Consider the following 20,707-nt stretch of genomic DNA (forward strand, 5'->3'; position numbering starts at 1 on the left):
TTTGACGAAGAGGTCTGGCCGATTCTCGCCGAGCGAGTGCCGGCGTTCGAGGCGATCAAAGTGGTCAACTCCTGGGCAGGGCACTACGACTTCTGAAGACTCCGAACCTTGGCAAGAAATCCTTGACTGAAATCAAGGACGTTCTGGCCTCCCGCGGTCTGTCCCTCGGCATGCGCCTCGACAACTGGCCGCCTGCAAGTCTTAAGAAGGACGACAAGGCGACTGCCTGATCGTCGTAATCACCGAACGTTGTGTTTGGTAAGGAATGAACCATGCGTCATCGTAAAAGTGGTCGTCACCTGAGCCGCACCAGCTCGCACCGCAAGGCCATGTTTCAAAACATGGCGGTGTCGCTGTTCGAGCACGAGCTGATCAAAACTACACTGCCAAAAGCCAAAGAACTGCGTCGCGTTGCTGAGCCGCTGATCACTTTGGCCAAGACAGACAGTCTGGCTAACCGCCGTCTGGCTTTCGACCGTACTCGTTCGAAAGCTATCGTTGGTAAGCTCTTCAACGACTTGGGCAAGCGTTACGCTACCCGTGAGGGCGGCTACCTGCGCATCCTCAAGTGCGGCTTCCGCACTGGCGACAACGCGCCTATGGCGTACGTCGAGTTGGTTGATCGTCCTGTCGGCGGTGAAGCTGTATCCGCTGAGTAAGACGTCAGTCTGAAACAAAGAACCGGGCCTAGCGCCCGGTTTTTTGTGCGTGTAAGAAACGCGCTGTTTGTACAAGCTTCTTTGCGGTTCATGCCTTCAGTATATGAGCGGGATTGTTGGTAGTATTTTTCTATTGATGTCTGCAAATTAATGAATTTGTAGGTGTCATGATTGATGGTCAATACTCCCTCCCACGCCGATTAGCCGGCAGTTCCAAAACTGACAGAGGATGAGATCGCATGAGCCAAAACAAAACGCTTACGACCGCCAGTGGCGCTCCTGTCGCCGACAACCAGAATTCCCGCTCCGCCGGCCCTCGTGGCCCTTTGCTGCTCGACGATTTCCACCTGATCGAGAAGCTTGCTCATTTCAACCGTGAAAACATCCCTGAGCGTCGTGTACACGCCAAAGGTTCGGGTGCTTACGGTACGTTCACCGTGACTCGCGACATCACCGAGTACACCAGTGCCAAGCTGTTTGAGTCCGTCGGCAAACAAACCCCGACATTCTTGCGATTCTCCACTGTGGGCGGCGAACGCGGTTCGGCTGATACCGAGCGTGATCCACGCGGTTTTGCCCTGAAGTTCTACACAGAAGAAGGCAACTGGGACATCGTCGGTAACAACACACCGGTGTTCTTCATTCGCGACCCGCTGAAATTCCCTGACTTTATTCACACCCAAAAGCGCCTGCCGCAAAGCAACCTGAAAAGTGCGCAGGCGATGTGGGATTTCTGGTCGCACTCGCCTGAGGCGTTGCACCAGATCACCATTTTGTTCTCGGACCGCGGCATCCCTGATGGCTATCGCCACATGCATGGCTTCGGCAGTCACACCTACAGCCTGATCAACGCCAATGGCGAACGTCACTGGGTGAAGTGGCACTACAAAACCAGGCAGGGGATCAAGAACCTCGCTCCGGCAGAAGCAGCACGCCTGGCGGGTACTGATCCGGATTACGCGCAACGTGATCTGTTCGGCGCCATTGAGCGCGGTGATTTCCCGAAATGGAGTGTCAATATCCAGATCATGACCGAGGCCCAAGCCGAGGCTCATTACGAGAACCCGTTCGACGTGACCAAGACCTGGTCGCAGAAAGAGTTCCCATTGATCGAGGTGGGTGAGCTTGAACTCAACCGCAATCCGCTGAACTACTTCGCTGAAGTCGAGCAGGCGGCGTTCGGCCCGAGCAACATGGTTCCGGGTGTCGGTCTGTCGCCTGACCGCATGCTGCAAGGTCGCGTGTTCGCTTACGCTGACGCTCACCGCTACCGTGTGGGGACCAATCACCAGCAACTGCCGGTGAATGCGCCTCGCAGTCCGGTCAACACTTACCAGCGCGACGGCTCCATGGCGTTTGGCGCCAATGGCGGCGCAGCGCCGAACTACGAGCCGAACAGTTACGTAGAATCACCGAAACAGGCACCGCGCTACGCGGAACCCGCTTTGGTCTTGAGTGGCGCGGCTGATCGTTACGATCATCGCGAAGATACCGACTACTACAGCCACGCTGGTGCGCTGTTCCGCCTGATGAGCGATGAGCAGAAAACGCTGCTGATCAGCAACATTGCCGGCGCAATGGCTGGTGTTTCCAGCGATGTGGTTGATCGCCAATTGCAGCATTTCTTCAAGGCCGACCCGGCGTATGGAGAAGCAATCGCAAAGGCACTCAACGTACAGCTTAGCTAAGTCTAAACGATAAGCAGAACCGCCCTCATTTGGGCGGTTTTTGCGTTATTTAAGCTGCTTTTCTAAGAATATCTTCGCTTTTATAGCGTCGGGCGAGTGACCTTCCGGTCAGGTTGGTTCAAACTACAGACTTTCAAGCAGGGAGATGTAGGGCGATGCAGGGTCACCCAGACGTAATCGATTACCTCAACACGTTGCTGACAGGCGAACTGGCAGCCCGTGATCAATATTTCGTCCATTCGCGGATGTATGAGGACTGGGGTTTCACCAAGCTCTACGAACGTATCAACCACGAGATGGAAGAAGAAGCCGGGCACGCTGATGCCCTGATGCGTCGAATTCTGATGCTCGAAGGCACGCCTCGCATGCGTCCGGACGACCTTGATGTTGGCACCACTGTGCCGGACATGCTCGCCGCTGACCTGCGCCTGGAATACAAAGTCCGCGCCGCGCTCTGCAAGGGCATTGAACTCTGCGAGCAGCACAAGGACTATGTCAGCCGCGAGATGCTGCGGGTTCAATTGCATGACACTGAAGAAGACCACACCTACTGGCTTGAAAAGCAGATGGGTCTGATCAAGTTGATCGGTCTCGAGAACTACCTGCAATCTCACGCCTGATTGCACCAATAAAAAAGCCCCTGTCACTGAGAAAGTGACAGGGGCTTTTTTTGGAGTCGGATTCAGGCCCGATCACGCTCCAGCAGTGGCTTGAGGTAGAAGCCGGTATGCGACTGCTTCATCTCGGACACTTCTTCAGGCGTTCCGACGGCAATGATCTGCCCACCCTTGGAACCGCCCTCCGGCCCCAGGTCCACTAACCAGTCGGCGGTCTTGATCACGTCCAGGTTGTGCTCGATCACTACCACGGTATTGCCGTGGTCGCGCAGACGATGCAACACGTCGAGCAGTTGCTGGATATCCGCAAAGTGCAGGCCGGTGGTCGGCTCATCGAGGATGTACAGGGTCTTGCCAGTATCACGCTTGGATAGCTCACGAGACAGTTTCACCCGCTGGGCTTCACCGCCGGACAGCGTCGTCGCCGATTGCCCCAGCTTGATGTAGGAAAGGCCTACGTCCATCAACGTCTGAAGCTTGCGCGCCAAGGCTGGAACCGCGTCGAAGAACACCCGGGCTTCCTCGATGGTCATCTCGAGGGTTTCGTGGATGCTCTTGCCCTTGTACTTGATCTCCAGCGTCTCGCGGTTGTAGCGCTTGCTCTTGCAGACGTCGCACGGGACATAGATGTCCGGCAGGAAGTGCATTTCCACCTTGATCAGGCCATCGCCCTGACAGGCTTCGCAGCGTCCGCCCTTCACGTTGAAGGAGAAACGCCCCGGCCCGTAACCGCGGGAGCGCGATTCCGGCACGCCGGCGAACAACTCGCGAATCGGCGTGAACAGCCCGGTATAGGTTGCGGGGTTGGAGCGTGGCGTGCGACCGATCGGGCTCTGGTCGATGTCCACAACCTTGTCCAGATGTTCCAGGCCTTTAATGCTGTCGTGAGCAGCCGCTTCCAGGGTCGTTGCCCCATTAAGTGCGGTAGCGCTCAAAGGAAACAGTGTGTTGTTGATCAGCGTTGACTTGCCTGAACCGGAAACACCCGTCACGCAGGTCAACAGGCCGATCGGAATCTCCAGATCGACATTGCGCAAATTGTTGCCGCGAGCGCCCTTGAGGGCCAGCGACAACTTCTTGTTACGCGGCGTGCGTTTGGCTGGCACTGCGATCTTTACTCGCCCCGACAAGTACTTGCCGGTCAGCGAATCAGGGTGAGCCATGACCTCGGCCGGCGTACCTTCGGCGACGATATGCCCACCGTGTACACCCGCGCCCGGGCCGATATCCACCACATAGTCGGCCAGGCGAATCGCGTCCTCGTCGTGCTCGACCACGATCACCGTGTTGCCGATGTCTCGAAGATGTTTGAGGGTGCCCAGCAATCGGTCATTGTCCCGTTGATGCAGACCGATCGATGGTTCATCGAGAATGTACAGAACCCCCACCAAACCGGCGCCAATCTGACTGGCCAGACGGATCCGCTGGGCTTCGCCGCCGGACAGAGTGTCGGCACTGCGATCCAGTGACAGATAGTCCAGGCCAACGTTGACCAGGAACTGCAGGCGTTCGCGGATTTCCTTGAGAATCTTGTCGGCAATCTCGCCACGGCGACCTGTCAGTTTCAGTACGCCGAAATATTCACACGCGTCGCCAATCGGCAGATTGGTTACAGCCGGCAAGGTCTTCTCGCCAACCCACACGTGCCGCGCCTCGCGACGCAGACGGGTGCCACGGCAATCGGGACAGGGCTGGGTGCTGAGGAATTTGGCCAGTTCTTCACGGACCGAAGCCGATTCGGTTTCGCGGTAGCGGCGTTCCAGGTTTGGCACGATGCCTTCGAACGGGTGCGAACGTTTGACGATGTCGCCACGGTCGTTCAGGTATTTGAAGTCGACGTTCTGCGAGCCACTGCCATGCAGGATGAATTTCTGCTGATCGGCCGGCAGGTCGTTGAACGGCACTTCAAGGCTGAACTTGTAGTGGGCGGCCAGCGAACCAAGCATCTGGAAGTAATAGACGTTGCGCCTGTCCCAGCCGCGAATCGCACCTTCGGCCAGGGTTAGTTCACCGTTCACCAGTCGTTTGGTGTCGAAGAACTGTTTAACCCCCAGGCCATCGCAGGTCGGGCAGGCGCCGGCCGGGTTGTTGAAGGAAAACAGCTTGGGTTCCAGCTCGCTGATGGCGTGGCCGCAGATCGGGCAGGCAAAGCGCGCGGAGAAGATGATTTCTTCGCCGGGCTCGTCATCCATTGGCGCCACAAGAGCGATACCGTCTGCCAGTTTCAGCGCGGTCTCGAACGATTCGGCCAGGCGTTGTTGCAGATCAGCGCGGACCTTGAAGCGGTCGACCACGACGTCGATCGAATGCTTCTTCTGTTTATCCAGCTTCGGCAGCTCGTCCAGCTCGCACAATCTGCCGTTGACCCGGGCTCGTACAAAACCCTGGGCGCGCAGTTCTTCGAAGACCGAAAGATGTTCGCCTTTGCGCTCACGGATCACCGGGGCCAGCAGCATCAGTTTGCTGCCCTCCGGTTGTGCCAGCACCAGGTCGACCATCTGGCTGACGGTCTGGGCTTCCAGCGGAATGTCGTGATCCGGGCAGCGCGGAATACCGACGCGAGCGTAGAGCAGGCGCAGGTAGTCGTAGATTTCGGTAATGGTGCCAACCGTCGAGCGCGGGTTGTGCGAGGTCGACTTCTGTTCGATGGAGATCGCTGGCGACAGACCTTCAATGGTGTCGACGTCAGGTTTTTCCATCATCGACAGGAATTGCCGGGCGTAAGCCGACAGCGATTCGACATAACGGCGCTGACCTTCGGCGTACAGCGTGTCGAAGGCCAGGGACGACTTGCCGGATCCGGACAGGCCGGTGATGACGATCAGTTTGTCCCGTGGCAGGGTCAGGTCGATGTTCTTCAGGTTGTGGGTTCGGGCCCCACGAATCAGGATCTTGTCCAAAGTGGCCTCGCTCGGCGGGCGTCGAAAACGTAGGAGTATACGGCCAAATACTGGATGGATGCACACTATCGAATGCGGGGCGCGCAGCCTTGCATGAAGACTGTGTCATCTATACGCGTCATAGCGTCGCGATATACCCCGTCAATCGATGGGACTGGTAGAATCGCCGCCGGTTCACATGAGGTTTTTCCATGCACGATCCCCACAGCGAACGCATGAGTGGCAGTGAGACCCGCGCAGCAAGCGGGCTGGCCCTGGTGTTCGCCTTCCGTATGCTTGGCATGTTCATGGTGTTGCCGGTACTGGCGACCTATGGGATGGACCTGGCAGGAGCGACCCCGGCCCTCATCGGGTTGGCGATTGGCGCTTACGGCCTGACCCAGGCGATCTTTCAGATTCCTTTTGGCTTCATTTCCGACCGCATCGGTCGTCGTCCGGTGATTTACCTGGGGCTGATCATCTTCGCCCTGGGCAGCGTGCTGGCGGCCAGTGCCGATTCGATCTGGGGCGTTATCGCCGGACGCATCCTGCAAGGCGCCGGGGCGATTTCCGCGGCGGTGATGGCGTTGCTGTCAGACCTGACCCGGGAACAGCATCGGACCAAAGCCATGGCCATGATCGGCATGACGATCGGTCTGTCGTTCGCTGTCGCCATGGTTGTAGGACCATTGCTGACCCGCGTCTTCGGCCTGTCCGGGTTGTTCTTCGCCACCGGTGGCATGGCGCTGGTCGGCATCGTCATCGTGATGTTCATGGTGCCGCGTGCAACCGGGCCGTTGCAGCACCGTGAATCCGGCGTCGCGCGCCAGGCGCTGATACCGACACTCAAGCATCCGGACCTGCTGCGCCTGGACCTGGGTATTTTTGTGTTGCATGCGATGTTGATGTCGAGCTTCGTTGCATTGCCCCTGGCCCTGGTCGAAAAAGCCGGACTGCCCAAAGAGCAGCATTGGTGGGTGTACCTGACCGCGTTGCTGATTTCCTTCTTCGCCATGATCCCGTTCATTATCTACGGCGAGAAGCGACGCAAAATGAAACGAGTTTTGCTCGGTGCCGTCGTGACGCTGATGCTCACTGAGCTATTCTTCTGGCAGTTCGGCGACAGCTTGCGGGCTCTGGTGATTGGTACGGTGGTGTTCTTCACCGCGTTCAATCTGCTGGAAGCCTCCTTGCCCTCGCTGATCAGCAAGGTTTCACCGGCAGGCGGCAAGGGCACAGCGATGGGGGTTTATTCCACCAGTCAGTTCCTCGGTTCGGCACTGGGCGGGATCCTCGGCGGCTGGATGTTCCAGCACGGCGGTTTGTCGGTTGTATTCCTCGGATGCGCCGGCCTGGCTGCCCTCTGGCTGGCCTTTGCTGTTACCATGCGCGAACCACCTTACGTCACGAGCCTGCGCTTGCCGTTGTCGCCCGAGGCGATCCGCGAAGCGGGTCTGGTCGAGCGCCTGAAGGCCGTCGTAGGGGTAACAGATGCAGTGATCGTCGAAGATGAAGCGGCGATTTACATCAAATTGGACACAGAACTATTGGATCGCACCACCCTTGAGCGCCTGGTGAACAACCCGGCCGGGGCAGCGTGCGTAGCCTAGGAGAACGTTATGGCCCGTGGGGTTAACAAAGTCATATTGGTCGGCACTTGCGGCCAGGATCCCGAAGTTCGCTACTTGCCTAACGGTAACGCGGTGACCAACCTGAGTCTGGCGACCAGCGAACAATGGACCGACAAGCAAACCGGTCAGAAGGTCGAGAAGACCGAATGGCACCGTGTTTCGATGTTCGGCAAGGTTGCCGAAATTGCCGGCGAATACCTGCGCAAAGGTTCGCAGGTATACATCGAAGGCAAGCTGCAGACCCGCGAGTGGGAAAAAGACGGTATCAAGCGTTACACCACTGAAATCGTGGTCGACATGCAAGGCACCATGCAACTGCTGGGCGGCCGTCCACAGCAGGGCGACCAACAAGGCGGGGGCAATAACTACCAGCAGTCCGCCCCGGCTCCACGCCAACAGGCTCCGCGTCCGCAGCAGTCGGCACCGCAACAGTCGCGTCCGGCTCCACAGCAGCAGGCCGCTCCTCAGCCGGCTCCGGATTTCGACAGCTTTGATGACGATATCCCGTTCTAAAAAAGCAGCTATCCAGTCAGTAATAAAAAAAAGCGAAGCCAGTGATCTGGCTTCGCTTTTTTGTGGGCGCTGTTAACTGAATAAAGTGGCCACATTGGCCCGTGCCGAGTGCAGTTTCTTGTAGCTGTCGATCAACCGCAGGTGCCTGTCGAGCCCCTCCAGTTTCATGCTGGTCGGCGTCAAGCCATGGAAACGCACGCTGCCGTCTACCGATCCGATTGCTGCATCCGTCCGCTCGTTGCCAAACATCCGGCGGAAATTGGCCTCGTAGTCTTCCAGTTCCAGGTCTTCGTCCAGCTTCATCTCCAGCACCACATTGACGGCCTGGTAGAACAAGCCACGCTCAACCGTGTTGTCGTTGTACTGCAGGAACATTTCCACCGCCTCTTTCGCCTCTTCGAATTGCTGCAAGGCGAGATAAATCAGCAGCTTCAACTCCAGGATCGTCAGCTGACCCCAAGCCGTATTGTCGTCGAATTCGATGCCGATCAAGGAGGTGATGTCGGTGTAGTCATCCAGCTCACTTTCCACCAGACGCTCAATCAGCGCTTTCAGTTCGTCTTCGTCCAGGCGATGCAGGTTCAGGATGTCGGTGCGGAAGAACAGCGCTTTGTTGGTGTTATCCCAGATCAGATCGTCCGCGGGATAGATTTCCGAATAGTTCGGCACCAGGATGCGGCACGCCTTCGCGCCGATATGCTCGTAGACCGCCATGTACACTTCCTTGCCCATGCCTTCGAGAATGCCGAACAAGGTCGCGGCTTCCTCTGCGTTCGAGTTTTCACCCTGGCCGGAGAAGTCCCACTCCACGAATTCGTAATCCGATTTGGCACTGAAGAAGCGCCACGACACCACGCCGCTGGAGTCGATGAAGTGCTCGACGAAGTTGTTCGGCTCGGTCACCGCATGCCCTTCAAACGTCGGCTGAGGCAAGTCGTTGAGGCCTTCGAAGCTGCGGCCCTGCAGCAATTCGGTCAGGCTGCGTTCCAGCGCCACTTCCAGGCTCGGATGCGCGCCGAACGAGGCGAACACACCGCCGGTACGCGGGTTCATCAACGTGACGCACATCACCGGGAATTCACCTCCCAGGGACGCATCCTTCACCAACACGGGAAACCCTTGCGCTTCCAGCGCCTGAATACCGGCCAGTATCCCGGGGTACTTCGCCAGCACATCGGCCGGCACATCCGGCAGGGCAAATTCGCCTTCGATGATTTCGCGTTTTACCGCACGTTCGAAGATCTCCGACAGGCACTGCACCTGGGCTTCGGCCAGCGTGTTACCGGCACTCATGCCGTTGCTCAGGAACAGGTTTTCAATCAGGTTGGACGGGAAATACACCACCTCGCCGTCCGACTGGCGCACGTACGGCAGCGAGCAGATGCCGCGCTCTTCATTGCCCGAGTTGGTATCGATCAGATGGGAACCACGCAGTTCGCCGTCGCGGTTGTAAATCTTCAGGCAGTACTCGTCGAGAATTTCAGTTGGCAGCTCATCTTTACGGCCAGGCTTGAACCAGCGTTCGTCCGGGTAGTGCACAAACGCTGCGTTGGCGATGTCTTCGCCCCAGAACTGGTCGTTGTAGAAGAAGTTACAGTTGAGTCGCTCGATAAACTCGCCCAACGCCGACGCCAACGCGCCTTCCTTGGTTGCACCCTTACCGTTGGTAAAGCACATCGGCGAGTGCGCATCGCGGATGTGCAGCGACCACACATTGGGCACGATATTGCGCCACGAGGCGATTTCAATCTTCATGCCCAGGTCCGCCAGAATGGCCGACATATTGGCGATGGTTTGCTCCAGCGGCAGATCCTTGCCCGCGATATAAGTGCTCGCCTCTGAACTGGACGCAGGCATTAGCAACGCCTGGGCATCGGCGTCGAGGTTTTCGACTTCCTCGATCACAAACTCAGGCCCGGCTTGCACCACTTTTTTCACGGTGCAACGGTCGATGGAACGCAGGATGCCCTGACGGTCCTTGTCGGAGATGTCCGCCGGCAACTCGACCTGGATTTTGAAAATCTGGTTGTAGCGGTTTTCCGGATCAACAATGTTGTTCTGCGACAGGCGGATGTTATCCGTGGGAATACTGCGAGTGTCGCAGTACAACTTCACGAAATAAGCCGCACACAACGCCGACGAAGCCAGGAAGTAATCGAACGGACCCGGTGCCGAGCCATCGCCCTTGTAGCGGATAGGTTGATCGGCCACCACCGTGAAGTCATCGAACTTGGCTTCAAGTCGAAGGTTGTCGAGAAAGTTGACCTTGATTTCCATGGGGGATTACCAGAATAACGGCTAAACGAATGGCCGCCATTATCCGGTATTTCAGCCGTAAGTCTTGCGGACATCGTACTTATGTCCACACCGGCGATGGATGGGTCAGTCGAGTATCAGGTGCGGCAAGAAGCGGCTCGAATCCTTGGTGATCAAACTGTTGTCTTCCCGCACACCAATACCGGCTGCCTGATCGCCAATGACCCAGGAACCCACCAGCGTAAAGCTGTCGCCAAACTTCGGCAGTGGGGCGAACTCCTGAAGGATAAATGGCGCGTCGGTGTAGGGCCCGTCCTCTTTCACGATCAGACCGTCAGCCGTTTGCAACTCGATGTTGGCGCCTTCCCGGGAGAAGAACGGTTTGCGCACCCAACCTTTGGGCACCGCTTTGCTCGGGTCGGCATCCAGGTGTGCCGCGAGCAGGTTAGGGTGACCTTTGTTGAACTCCCACAGCAGCGGCAGGATGCCCTTGTTGGAGATGATGGATTTCCAGGCCGGCTCGAAAAACTGGGTGTCGCTCTGGGCAATCGCTGCACCGAAGGGCTCGTGGAAGATGAACTCCCAGGCATGCAGCTTGAACAGGTGAGGAATCCAGCGATCTTCTAAATCGACGAAACGTCCTTCAGCGGTGAGGCCGATGTCTTCGATATCGATGTGTCGCGATTCGATGCCGACCTTTTCCGCGATCAGGCGCAAGTAGTCGGTGGTGCCTTTGTCTTCGACCGAGTCTTTCATCGAGGCGAAATAGAAGGGCTGTTTGAGCTGCAGCTGGGCAAAGGCCTGATGCAGCTTGGTGTCAATGCTGTTGAACTGGTCGGCATGCTTGGGCAGCAAGCCGCGTTCGATGCATTGCTCCAGCCAGCCCCATTGAAACGCCGCGGCCTCATACAGGCTGGTCGGCGTGTCGTAGTTGAGTTCCAGCAGCTTGGCGGGCCCACTGCCGTTGTAGGAGAAATCCATACGCCCATACAGGTGCGGGTGACCTTCGAGCCATGAAGTGCGAACCATGTCGAAGAATGGCGCGGGAATGCTCAGGCGCTCCAGCAGCTCCTCGCTCTGAACCACGCGGGCCACCAGGTCCATGCACATCTCATGGATCTCGGTGGTCGGGTCTTCGAGATCGTTCTCGATCTGTTTGAGCGTGAATTGGTAATACGCGCTCTCGTCCCAATAGGGTTCGTCGTCGATGGTATGGAACAGAAAACCAAGAGATTCGGCGGTCTGTTTCCAGTCATGACGCTCTGCGCAGAGGATCTTCTTCATGGTGCTCGTTCCTTAACTGCTAGATCGGCCAGCACTACTCGAACCGCCCCAGCCGCTGCGGGCGCTGGCTTTGCTGCCGAAGCCGCCACGGGAGGTGGATGAGGCAACGGACATCGGCTTGCTGCCGGAACGGATTGAGTCGGCGTAGCTGCTGCTGCCATACCTCGCCTGATTGGACTTGGTAAAGGTTGAGCCTTTGGAAATCCGCTGGTTGAGTGTCGAGGAGCCATAGTTGCCGCGATCATCGCGGTAGCGGTAGACCGGCTCGGAGAAGTAGCTGTTGCGGTTGCTGCTCAGCATGTTGCCGATCAGCAGGCCGGTCAGCAGGCTGGTGCCGGAGAACCCGGAGCCTCCACTGTTCGCTTCCGAGGCTGGTAATTGAGCCTTGGCTGCGTCCACTTGGGATTGTGTTACCTCGCCATCGGCAGTCAGTTCGAAACCACCCAGCTTGGGGATGAACTTGCCGGCGGAATCCTGTTGGCACCAGTCGGCGACAAAGTCGGCATCGCAATCGGCCTGGTTGTCGTAGACCGGCGCGATGCGGCGGTGCTCGGCCATGGCGCTCATGTAGGCGTCAGAGCAGACGTCCACCGGGAGCTTTTCATCGGCGCACTGCTGAACGGACTGGAAGTTGTATTTCTTCTGCACCGGGTAGGTTTTTTCCGCTTGCCCGCAGCCTGATATGGCCATGGCGACCGACGCGGCCAGCGAGAGCTGAACGTACTTGCTTCGTTTCATCGGGATCTCCGTGGCGCAATCAGTTCTGGGAAGGGGTCATGCAGGCGGCGTTCAACATGCCGACGCTGATGGCCACTGCCGCGACATAGATGCCCGCAGCGATTTCGCCTTTCTTAATCCGTTCAGAGGCGCCTTTAAGCACCAGGCTGGTCACAAGAAAAGCCAGCAGTTGTACGAAAGCGGCGATCACTGCCCAGACGACGAAGTCCAGAATGCTGATCGAGTAGGCGATCACATTGCTGGCCGGAATGGCGAAACCGATGATGGCGCCACCCAGTGCGATCGAGGCCGCAACGTTGCCAGAACGGATCAGTTCGAACTCTTTGTGCGGGGTGATTCGGGTGTAGATGAACTGGAACAGCGCGAACAATACGGCGGCACCGAGGATGTACAAAACAAACCCGAGCACGGCGGCTTTGTTCAGGGAGATGGAGAGCGCTTCAAGCATGGACTTCTTCCTTATTTAAAAAGTGTTCAGGTCAGTGGTGTACAACGAAATGCCCAGCGAAGTGCTCAAGCTGATGGTGCCTTCGGCGTCTTCTTCGACGGAAAACAGCAGGAATTCCCGGCGATCGGTCAGGCCGGTTTCGCGGGCGTACAGCATCGAACGGTGCTCGATGCTGTAGGACTCATCCGGGTTTTTCAGGTGTTCGCTCAGCGCCACCAGTTCCGTCTGGCCGTTCTCGGTGCCCCATTCGCGGGTGTATTCGACACCGTTGTGGGTGTAGGTCGGCAGGCCGATCAGGCTTTGAGGGCCGGCCAGTCGACGCAGCTCCGCTTCACTGTTGATGGTGACGTAACTGAGGTAGTTGAACAGGATCACCGACTCGACCTGTCCGGCAATGTCGCCGGTGGTGTGCACTTGCAGCCAGTAGTCTTCGTCGTTCATGTAATAGCGTGACAGCCAGGTCGACTGCCCGAGATCAACAGTGCCAGCACTCCAGATCTGTTGGGAGCCAGGGATGACCACATCGGTGTTGCCATCGAGCAACAATTTCAGGGTGGTGTCGAACATCACGCCCTTGCCCAATGCCAGGCCCAGCGGACCGATGGCGGGCAGGGTTTCGTTGGCTGTCCATTTCGATTCCGTATTCGCTTTCGGGGCCTCAAGCCCCATCAACTGTTTAAACCATCCCATTGGTGATTTCCTTGAGGCGAGAGGAGGCGATGTAGAAGAGTTCGCCGCCCTCAACGCGAGTGGTGCCGGGCGGGTTGATCCAAGGCTGCCGGGCGCCTTTGGCGCGGTAGCCGATGAGGGTCGCGTTGTGGTGTTCTTTCATCTGTGCATACAGATCGCCGAACGTGGCTTCAAAGGTCTCGGGCAGTTTCATCAGGTACTGGGTGGCGCCTTGACCCACGCATAGCAATTCATTGATGACCGCGGATGAGCCAGGATCCTGGGAGGCGCGTACCAACATCTCGATGGCCATGCTTGAGGTGCATTCCAGGCTGGGCGCGTAGGCGCTGGCAAGGGCGGCGATTTCGCTTTCATTGAAGTGGGCGACCACATGGCCGACAGGGCCCAGTTGATTGACTGCCAGCACGGTGGCCAGGGTCAGGTCGTCTGAATGGGTTCGCACCAGCACGCGTTCGGCACCGGGAACACCGGCCCGCAGCAACAGCGCGGCAGAGGACAGGCTTTCGCCTTTGATAAAGTCCGCTTTGCCCGGCATGGGATTTTCTTCGAGGTCGCAATCGCAAATGACGATCAGGTTGTCATTGGAGGTTTCGTCCTGCAGCAATAATTCAATGACCCGCTCGCTGGACGCGCCTTCCCAGCCGATGAGTACGGTATGGCCGACCTTGCCGGTGAAATCGCCTTTGCCTTTCATGCCTTTTCTCCATACATCGATGACACTGCTGGTGGTTTTGCCGATGGCTGCCGTCAGCAGCGCAATGCCACCGAGCATGACCCAGGTGGCCACGAAAATTCGTCCCGCGGCTGTCTGTGGCGCAAGATCGCCATAGCCGACGGTGAGCGTGGTGGTGAGATAGAAATAGGTAAACGTGGCGGGAGCGGTGAGGTGTTGTTCGCCCAGAAGCACCAGGCCGATATAGGCCGTGCTTATGTGTATACCCAGCGCAATGGCCAGGCCTGCCCAGCCGAACCGATGGAAGAAGGACGAGGCGTACGTGCGCAATAAAAGGAAAATCGACATTACATCCCTGACTCCGTGGGGGCTCATTCCTGGCGACGTAATCGCTCTGGCGTCTGAGTGCTCAAATGCGGTTACCGGGTGGCATTAAACCTGCTGCGCGGCGTAGATAACAGTACCTTGGCTGCAATAAATCCGGCGATCGCACCAAAGATATGTCCTTCAAAAGACATGCCCTGGCGAGGAAGGAAGCCAAAAATCAGGCCGCCATAGAGCAGGACCACGACACTGGCTGTTATCAGGTTGCTCCAGCTTCTTTGGAACCAGGCGCGCGACAGGAGGTACGCCCACAGCCCGAATACCCATCCGCTGGCACCGATGTGAACGCCTGCAAAACCGAACAGCCAGACCAGTGAGCCGCCCAGCAGAATAATGATAGCGCTGACGGCCATGAAGCGGCTGAGCCCTTCGACAATGACCAAAGTACCGAGGATCAAAAAGGCAATCAGGTTGGTGCTCAGGTGCGCAAAGGACCCATGCAAGAAAGGCGAGGTGATGATGCCGACCAGTCCCTGCCATGTTCTCGGGACCAGGCCGAAGGCAATAAGGCTGTAGCCGGTCGCCACATTGAGCAGTTGCAGCGCGACCATGAAGAGGGCCACGCCCGCGATTGTCTTGAAACCCTTCAGGGCATCCATCCGTGACCTCGACTCAACTCGACTCGACGAAAAATGAAACGCAATCCATTGTGGGAGCGAGCCTGCTCGCGAAGCGTTTTGTCAGGCAACATTGATGTCGACTGACACTACCTCTTCGCGAGCAGGCTCGCTCCCACAGGTTATGCATTCGGCACTTGAGTCGGTTACTCAGCCGATTTTTTCTTCAGGCGTTCCAGAATCGCATTGGCGCTGCCTTCGTTCGGCGTGATGCCGGCATCGCGCAGCTTGCGCTCCAGGTCGGTACCGGTCGACGCATCGGCCAGTTGGTCCTGGGCTTCCAGTTCCGCGGCGCGTTGCTGCTGCTTGGCTTGCAGGCGGTTCAGCGTACCGACGGCGGTTTCCAGCTTGCCGTTGGCGCCGCCACTGGCGATCGAAGCACTGACCTGGGCTTTCTGTACGCTTTCACGCGCCTTGGCCATGTCCACTTGCTGACGCAGGCTTTTGATGCGGTTTTCGGCCTTGGTGATGTCTTTGCGCATGTTGTCCGCGTAACCGCCGAATTCGGTGGCCTGCTTTTGCTCGACATCCAGTTCGTTGGTCAGGGTCGAAATGGCTTCGGCCACTTCCAGTGCCAGGTCTTCGCGGTTGGCCTGGATCGCGGCCAGGGCCTTGGATTCCAGATCCTTGATCTTGGCGTTGTACTCGCTGACGCGATCAGCCGACAGTTTGTGCTTGGCCATGATGGTGACCAGCTCACGCTTGGCGTTGGCCAGCGCACTGTCAGCATCGCGAATTTCCTGGTCGAGGATGCGCAGGGCCTGTTGGTCGACGATCGATTCGCCGACTTCGTTGGCACCGCCACGCAGCGCGGTGAACAATTTGCTCCAGATGGACTGAGTCATTGGATATTTCCTGTTCCCGAAAAATTAGATGAAGAAACGTTCAAAGGCTTCGCTGGCGCGCTGGACGTTGTCGACGAGGGTTTTGACCTCGGTCACGACGTTGGTCAGGCTGGAGTCGGAGCTGAGTGCGCCGAACATGTTGTAAACGATCTGCCCGTTGGGCATGGACTCGATACCGATCGAGGACAGCGGGAACATTTCCCGGCTGCGCAGAACGGCATCGTTGAATGCCGGTACGTCGTTGATGGACTCGACATCGACCAGAACGGTATCCACGATGACCTGATCGCCAACCACCGCGATGTAAATCGGCAAGCCACCGAAATCGTTCATTTCCAGCTTGATGCTGGACTCGGAACCTTGAACGAGGGAGAGGGTGATGTCGTTCGAAACCACTTCGTCGAGGGCCTGAAGGGCGCTGTAGAGGCGATCGATGTTCCAGTTATTACCTGCGCTCATGTAATTCTCCGACATGAATGAGCCAGCCAGAATCGGTTGGCGTAGCTGTTTCTCCATCTGCTTGAGCAGGCTTCGGTTTTCGGGAAGCACCCAAGTCTCGTGTTTCACATACCCGGCGGCACCCAAGCCCGCGCGCATCTGCTTCATGTAGAAGCTGGATGGTTTTTTCGCGGCCGGTTTCGAGCGCTCTCCCTTTTGGCTCGCTGAATCGGTAACAGATCCGGTAGGCGGATCTGATGGAGAGCTGCTTTTCATGATGCTGACCTCGTTGTGAAAAATCTCACGCGTGAGAAACACTACAGGCAATTTTTGCGGACCTCAATAGCTCACGCGTGAGATTTTTCGACTGTTGCACAGGCGTATGACAAAAGAAGGTTATGTGGGAGCGGGCTTGCTCGCGAAGGCGGCGAGACAGTCAACATTGATGTTGTCTGATACACCGCTTTCGCGAGCAAGCCCGCTCCCACAGGTTTCTCACTTAACCAACCAGGAAGTCGTCAGTGGACACCACGCTCGCATAAGCAAAACCCAGGGACGACATGAAGGCGGCGTGAACGTGGGCGGCCGGGACGGTGACGCCGTTGAATTCCAGGTCTCGGGTGGCACAGGCGTCGTGAATCACCGTGACGGTATAGCCCTGGTCGGCCGCGGCGCGGGTGATGCCGTCGATGCACATGTGGCTCATGCTGCCGACGATTACCAAGTGTTCGATGTCTTGCTGGTCGAGGATGGCTTCCAGTTCGGTTTCGCGGAACGAGTTGACGAAATGTTTAAGCACGACCGTCTCGTCTGTGCGGTTGAGAACTTTAGGGTGCAACTTCGCGCCGTCGGAACCCGGGGTGAAGAATGGGGCTGCGTCGGAGGTAAATTCGTGGCGGATATGCACCACCGGATCACCGGCCTCGCGAAACGCCTGAATCATCCGTGCGGCGTTGTCCGCTGCGGCGTCGGCGCCCACCAGCGGCCACTTGCCCTGGGGGAAGTAGTCGTTCTGGATATCGACTACGATGAGTGCTTGCTTGGCCATGAGTGTTTCCTCGAAGTGTTTGTTGGGTGTGAATCAAGTATTAGGTTTTGCTGGCCGTCCGAGGATTGGCCGCACCGACAATAGAAGGGGGAAAACTGACAATGGGTGTAGAAAGGGCAGTCGCCGAACTGGGAGTGCTGATCTATCCCGGTGCGCAGATGGCTGCGGTGCATGGGCTGACGGACCTGTTCGGCGTGGCCAACCGGATCGCCGCCGAGCATCAGGCGGCGCAGCTACCGTTGCTGCGGGTCAGTCACTGGCAGGTCGAGGGCGATCAAGTGCCCGAGCGGGTCTATGACACTGATCCCGGCCCGGCCGGCGCATTGGTTGCCGTATTGATCCCGCCCTCGATCGGAGGTTTTTCCGAGGGGCAGGCGCCCCAAGGGCTGATTCGCTGGCTTCGTCAGCAACATGCCAACGGTGCAACCCTCGGCGGGGTCTGCGTGGGTTCTATTCTGTTGGCTGAAAGTGGCTTGCTCGATGGCCGTAGCGCGACTACCCACTGGACCTCGGCCAAGGCTTTCGCCGAGCGTTACCCGGCGATCAAGCTCAAGGCTGACACGCCGATTGTCGACGATGGTGACCTGATCACCACCGCCGGCTTGATGGCCTGGTCAGAGCTGGGATTACGATTGGTGAACCGCTTGCTCGGGCCGAGCATCGCCACCGGCACGGCGCGTTTTCTGGTGGTGGAACACAGCGACAGCGCGAGCGAGTGCGGCAGTAATTTTTCACCGATTCTCAACCATGGCGATGCCTCGATTCTCAAGGTCCAGCATTGGCTGCAAAGCACCGGCGCAACCGAGGTCTCGTTGGCAGCGATGGCCGAACGGGCGGGGCTGGAAGAGCGCACCTTCCTGCGGCGTTTTCGTGCGGCAACCGGGTTGAAACCCACCGAGTACTGCCAGCACCTGCGAGTTGGCAAGGCGCGGGAAATGCTCGAATTCACCAACGGCACCATTGATCACATTGCCTGGACCGTGGGTTACCAGGACCCGAGTGCGTTTCGGGCTACGTTCAAAAAAATTACCGGGCTGGCGCCGAGTGATTACCGGGCGCGGTTTGGGGTGATGCCGACTGCCGCCATGGCTCGGTAATCAGAGCACACCAGATCAAAAAATGTGGGAGCGAGCCTGCTCGCGATAGCGGTGTGTCATTCAACATAAACTTGGAATGTCAGGCCGCTATCGCGAGCAGGCTCGCTCCCACATGGGTTAGGTGGCAAGTTTTGAGTCGTGCAAAATGCCGGGAGTATTGAAAGGTGTCGTGCAGAATAAAACAGGCCTTGTGCTATCGCGTATTTCACAAACGGCTGATTTGAAACCCGTTTCTCTCCAATCGCCGTTGGCCTGATCTCTGCACCTCCTTCAGCTACATTCATCAAGCGCAAATTGAAGGGGAACGCATGACCCCAACAAACCGCAAGAAACTGGTGCTCGCCCATTCGGTACGCCCTGATGCCCCGCTGCACGAAGTCGAAACCAATCACGCACTCGCTCGTTGGCTGGCGCAAGTCGTCGGGCTCGAATACGGCGGCAGTTACGACCCACAGCTGCATAGCGGCCGGGACATTTATCTGTTGCCGACCCAGACGTTGGTGGGTGTTGCTGCCGCCCGGCAGCTGGGTGTCAAAGGGCCGGAGGATTTGTGGGGCGGTTACGTCGACCACGATTTCATCTGCACCAAAGCCATCAGCCATGGGTTGTTGAATCGCTATGCGTTCGCGCCCGAAGGCTGGTCGTCGTTGTTTTCCGAACGGGTACGCAGCGTCGTGCTCGATGGCCTCAGCGTGTTCTCCCTGGAGGATGCCCGCCCGGCAGCGGAGCACCTGCTCTACAGCGGTCCGATCCGCATGAAGCCTATTCATGCCTGCGCCGGACGTGGTCAGGAAGTGATCAAAAGCCTCGACCAGTTCGACGCCATCCTCGCTCGCCCCGATGCCAAAACATTGTTCACCGACGGCGTGGTGCTGGAACAAGACTTGACCGAGGTGGTCACCCATAGCGTCGGTCAGAGTTTTATCGGCGACAAAGTGCTGAGTTATTGCGGTGATCAATACTTGACCGAAGACGGTCAGGGCGAGCAGGTTTATGGAGGGTCCAATCTGTTGGTGGTGCAGGGTTATTACGAGGACCTGCTGGCGCTGGAACTCCCGGACGACACGAGGCTGGCGATCCAGCAAGCGCAGGTATTCGACAGCGCGGCCGATGAAGCCTACCCCGGTTTCTATGCCTCACGGCGCAACTACGACATCGCCCAGGGGCTGGATTGCGATGGCAAACAACGCAGCGGAGTGCTCGAACAGTCCTGGCGCCTGGGCGGTGCCAGCAGTGCTGAAGTCGCGGCGCTGCAGAGCTTCGTCAACAACCCCGGCTTGCGCGCGATTCGCGTGTCGTCGGTCGAAACCTACACCGATCGACCGCTGCCGGCCAACGCCATCGAGGTCTACCGGGGGCCTGCGGAACACAGTGACTTTCTTCTCAAGTACGTAACGGTCAAATCCTATGACGGCTAGAAGCGAAACCATTGCGATCGACATCGACGATGAACAGATGAGCGGAACCTTCCTCAGCCCCAAATCGAAAGTCCCGGGTGTGCTTTTCGTACACGGCTGGGGCGGTAGTCAGGAGCGCGACCTGGAACGCGCCAAAGGCATCGCCGGGTTGGGTTGCGTGTGCCTGACATTCGACTTGCGTGGCCACACCGGCGGGACCGGTATTCCATTATCCCGGGTCACCCGCGAAGACAATCTGCGTGACCTGCTGGCGGCCTACGATCGACTGCTCGCCCATCCGGCGCTCGACACGTCTGCGATCGCCGTGGTCGGCACCAGTTATGGTGGTTATCTGGCGGCAATCCTGACGTCCTTGCGCCCGGTGCGCTGGCTGGCGCTGCGGGTGCCGGCGTTGTATCGCGACGACTTTTGGCACACACCCAAGCGTGAACTGGACAAGCTCGATCTGCGCGATTACCGCAGCACGCGGGTCAGCGCCGACAGCAATCGCGCACTGCATGCCTGCTCGCAATTTACCGGGGATGTATTGCTGGTGGAGTCCGAGACCGACGCCTATGTGCCCCACGCGACCATCATGAGTTACCGCGCGGCGTGTCAGCAGACCCACTCGCTGACTCACCGGATTATCGACGGCGCCGATCACGCCTTGAGCGAGCCGGTCTCACAACAGGCGTATACCTCAATCCTGGTGGGCTGGATCACGGAAATGGTGGTGGGTGAGCGGTTGAGCATTATTCAGTCGAGTTGAGATTTGTGGTGTTCTCGCGAAAGCGGCATCCGTTTC

At 58.0% G+C, this 20,707-nt stretch carries 19 protein-coding genes and 1 pseudogene; 9 read left to right on the forward strand and 11 right to left on the reverse strand.

Annotated elements, in window-relative coordinates; translation table 11 throughout:
- Positions 1–83: 83 nt before the first annotated feature.
- The 4 genes and pseudogenes from ACQKPC_RS18560 to bfr form a co-directional block, all read left to right on the forward strand.
- Positions 84–230 (forward strand): annotated as a pseudogene (locus tag ACQKPC_RS18560) (DNA-directed RNA polymerase subunit alpha C-terminal domain-containing protein); the annotation flags it as partial.
- A gap of 42 nt (positions 231–272) precedes the next feature.
- Positions 273–659: a 50S ribosomal protein L17 gene (gene rplQ, locus ACQKPC_RS18565; protein WP_007896790.1), complete on the forward strand. Its 387-nt coding sequence runs from the start codon at positions 273–275 to the stop codon at positions 657–659.
- Positions 660–898: 239 nt separating this feature from the next.
- Positions 899–2,347 carry a catalase gene (locus tag ACQKPC_RS18570; RefSeq protein ID WP_427625848.1) on the forward strand — a complete coding sequence of 483 codons (1,449 nt, stop codon included), beginning with the start codon at positions 899–901 and terminating at the stop codon, positions 2,345–2,347.
- A 155-nt stretch (positions 2,348–2,502) separates the two neighbouring features.
- Complete coding sequence (gene bfr, locus ACQKPC_RS18575; RefSeq protein ID WP_007896795.1) at positions 2,503–2,967, forward strand: bacterioferritin; 465 nt, start codon at positions 2,503–2,505, stop codon at positions 2,965–2,967.
- Positions 2,968–3,029: 62 nt separating this feature from the next.
- Here bfr and uvrA read toward each other — a convergent pair whose 3' ends face one another.
- Positions 3,030–5,864: an excinuclease ABC subunit UvrA gene (gene uvrA / locus ACQKPC_RS18580; protein ID WP_008073888.1), complete on the reverse strand. Its 2,835-nt coding sequence runs from the start codon at positions 5,862–5,864 to the stop codon at positions 3,030–3,032.
- A gap of 191 nt (positions 5,865–6,055) precedes the next feature.
- Here uvrA and ACQKPC_RS18585 point away from each other — a divergent pair, with 191 nt between their 5' ends.
- Both ACQKPC_RS18585 and ACQKPC_RS18590 read left to right on the forward strand, forming a co-directional pair.
- Complete coding sequence (locus ACQKPC_RS18585; protein ID WP_427625849.1) at positions 6,056–7,453, forward strand: MFS transporter; 1,398 nt, start codon at positions 6,056–6,058, stop codon at positions 7,451–7,453.
- A 9-nt stretch (positions 7,454–7,462) separates the two neighbouring features.
- On the forward strand, positions 7,463–7,987 hold the full coding sequence (locus ACQKPC_RS18590; RefSeq protein WP_007896798.1) for a single-stranded DNA-binding protein: 525 nt from the start codon (positions 7,463–7,465) through the stop codon (positions 7,985–7,987).
- A gap of 72 nt (positions 7,988–8,059) precedes the next feature.
- Here the strand turns inward: ACQKPC_RS18590 and ACQKPC_RS18595 are convergent, their stop codons facing one another.
- The 10 genes from ACQKPC_RS18595 to ACQKPC_RS18640 form a co-directional block, all read right to left on the reverse strand.
- Positions 8,060–10,264 carry an OsmC domain/YcaO domain-containing protein gene (locus tag ACQKPC_RS18595; protein ID WP_427625850.1) on the reverse strand — a complete coding sequence of 735 codons (2,205 nt, stop codon included), beginning with the start codon at positions 10,262–10,264 and terminating at the stop codon, positions 8,060–8,062.
- A gap of 105 nt (positions 10,265–10,369) precedes the next feature.
- On the reverse strand, positions 10,370–11,527 hold the full coding sequence (locus tag ACQKPC_RS18600) for a glutathionylspermidine synthase family protein (protein ID WP_218398902.1): 1,158 nt from the start codon (positions 11,525–11,527) through the stop codon (positions 10,370–10,372).
- Positions 11,528–11,539: 12 nt separating this feature from the next.
- Positions 11,540–12,265, reverse strand: coding sequence for a DUF1190 domain-containing protein (locus ACQKPC_RS18605; protein ID WP_007896804.1), 726 nt, complete (start codon positions 12,263–12,265; stop codon positions 11,540–11,542).
- Between the two features lie 19 nt (positions 12,266–12,284).
- A complete protein-coding gene (locus ACQKPC_RS18610) occupies positions 12,285–12,713 on the reverse strand; it encodes a DUF350 domain-containing protein (RefSeq protein WP_192345271.1) in 429 nt (142 codons plus the stop codon).
- 15 nt (positions 12,714–12,728) lie between these two features.
- On the reverse strand, positions 12,729–13,403 hold the full coding sequence (locus tag ACQKPC_RS18615) for a DUF2491 family protein (protein WP_427625851.1): 675 nt from the start codon (positions 13,401–13,403) through the stop codon (positions 12,729–12,731).
- Positions 13,390–14,424, reverse strand: coding sequence for an ion channel (locus tag ACQKPC_RS18620; RefSeq protein ID WP_427625852.1), 1,035 nt, complete (start codon positions 14,422–14,424; stop codon positions 13,390–13,392). Before ACQKPC_RS18620 ends, ACQKPC_RS18615 begins: the two co-directional genes overlap by 14 nt.
- Positions 14,425–14,495: 71 nt before the next feature.
- Positions 14,496–15,059 carry a rhomboid family intramembrane serine protease gene (locus ACQKPC_RS18625; protein ID WP_063342386.1) on the reverse strand — a complete coding sequence of 188 codons (564 nt, stop codon included), beginning with the start codon at positions 15,057–15,059 and terminating at the stop codon, positions 14,496–14,498.
- 164 nt (positions 15,060–15,223) lie between these two features.
- The gene (locus ACQKPC_RS18630) at positions 15,224–15,922 is read right to left on the reverse strand and encodes a PspA/IM30 family protein (RefSeq protein ID WP_427625853.1); all 699 of its coding nucleotides are present in this window, start codon (positions 15,920–15,922) and stop codon (positions 15,224–15,226) included.
- Between the two features lie 24 nt (positions 15,923–15,946).
- Positions 15,947–16,528 carry a YjfI family protein gene (locus tag ACQKPC_RS18635; RefSeq protein ID WP_088500343.1) on the reverse strand — a complete coding sequence of 194 codons (582 nt, stop codon included), beginning with the start codon at positions 16,526–16,528 and terminating at the stop codon, positions 15,947–15,949.
- 331 nt (positions 16,529–16,859) lie between these two features.
- Positions 16,860–17,408 (reverse strand): cysteine hydrolase family protein, encoded by a 549-nt coding sequence (locus ACQKPC_RS18640; RefSeq protein ID WP_427625854.1) that lies wholly within the window; start codon positions 17,406–17,408, stop codon positions 16,860–16,862.
- Between the two features lie 101 nt (positions 17,409–17,509).
- Here ACQKPC_RS18640 and ACQKPC_RS18645 point away from each other — a divergent pair, with 101 nt between their 5' ends.
- From ACQKPC_RS18645 to ACQKPC_RS18655, 3 genes are all read left to right on the forward strand, one after another.
- Positions 17,510–18,505, forward strand: a complete 996-nt coding sequence (locus ACQKPC_RS18645) for a GlxA family transcriptional regulator (RefSeq protein WP_427625855.1) — start codon at positions 17,510–17,512, stop codon at positions 18,503–18,505.
- A 308-nt stretch (positions 18,506–18,813) separates the two neighbouring features.
- Entirely contained in the window at positions 18,814–19,923 is a 1,110-nt protein-coding gene (locus ACQKPC_RS18650; RefSeq protein WP_427625856.1) for a DUF3182 family protein, read from the forward strand.
- Positions 19,913–20,671, forward strand: a complete 759-nt coding sequence (locus ACQKPC_RS18655; protein WP_192345280.1) for an alpha/beta hydrolase family protein — start codon at positions 19,913–19,915, stop codon at positions 20,669–20,671. The genes ACQKPC_RS18650 and ACQKPC_RS18655 overlap by 11 nt, the downstream gene beginning before the upstream one ends.
- The last annotated feature ends 36 nt before the right edge of the window (positions 20,672–20,707 follow it).

It is taken from the genome of Pseudomonas sp. NPDC089918 (assembly GCF_050280605.1).
Classification (GTDB): domain Bacteria; phylum Pseudomonadota; class Gammaproteobacteria; order Pseudomonadales; family Pseudomonadaceae; genus Aquipseudomonas.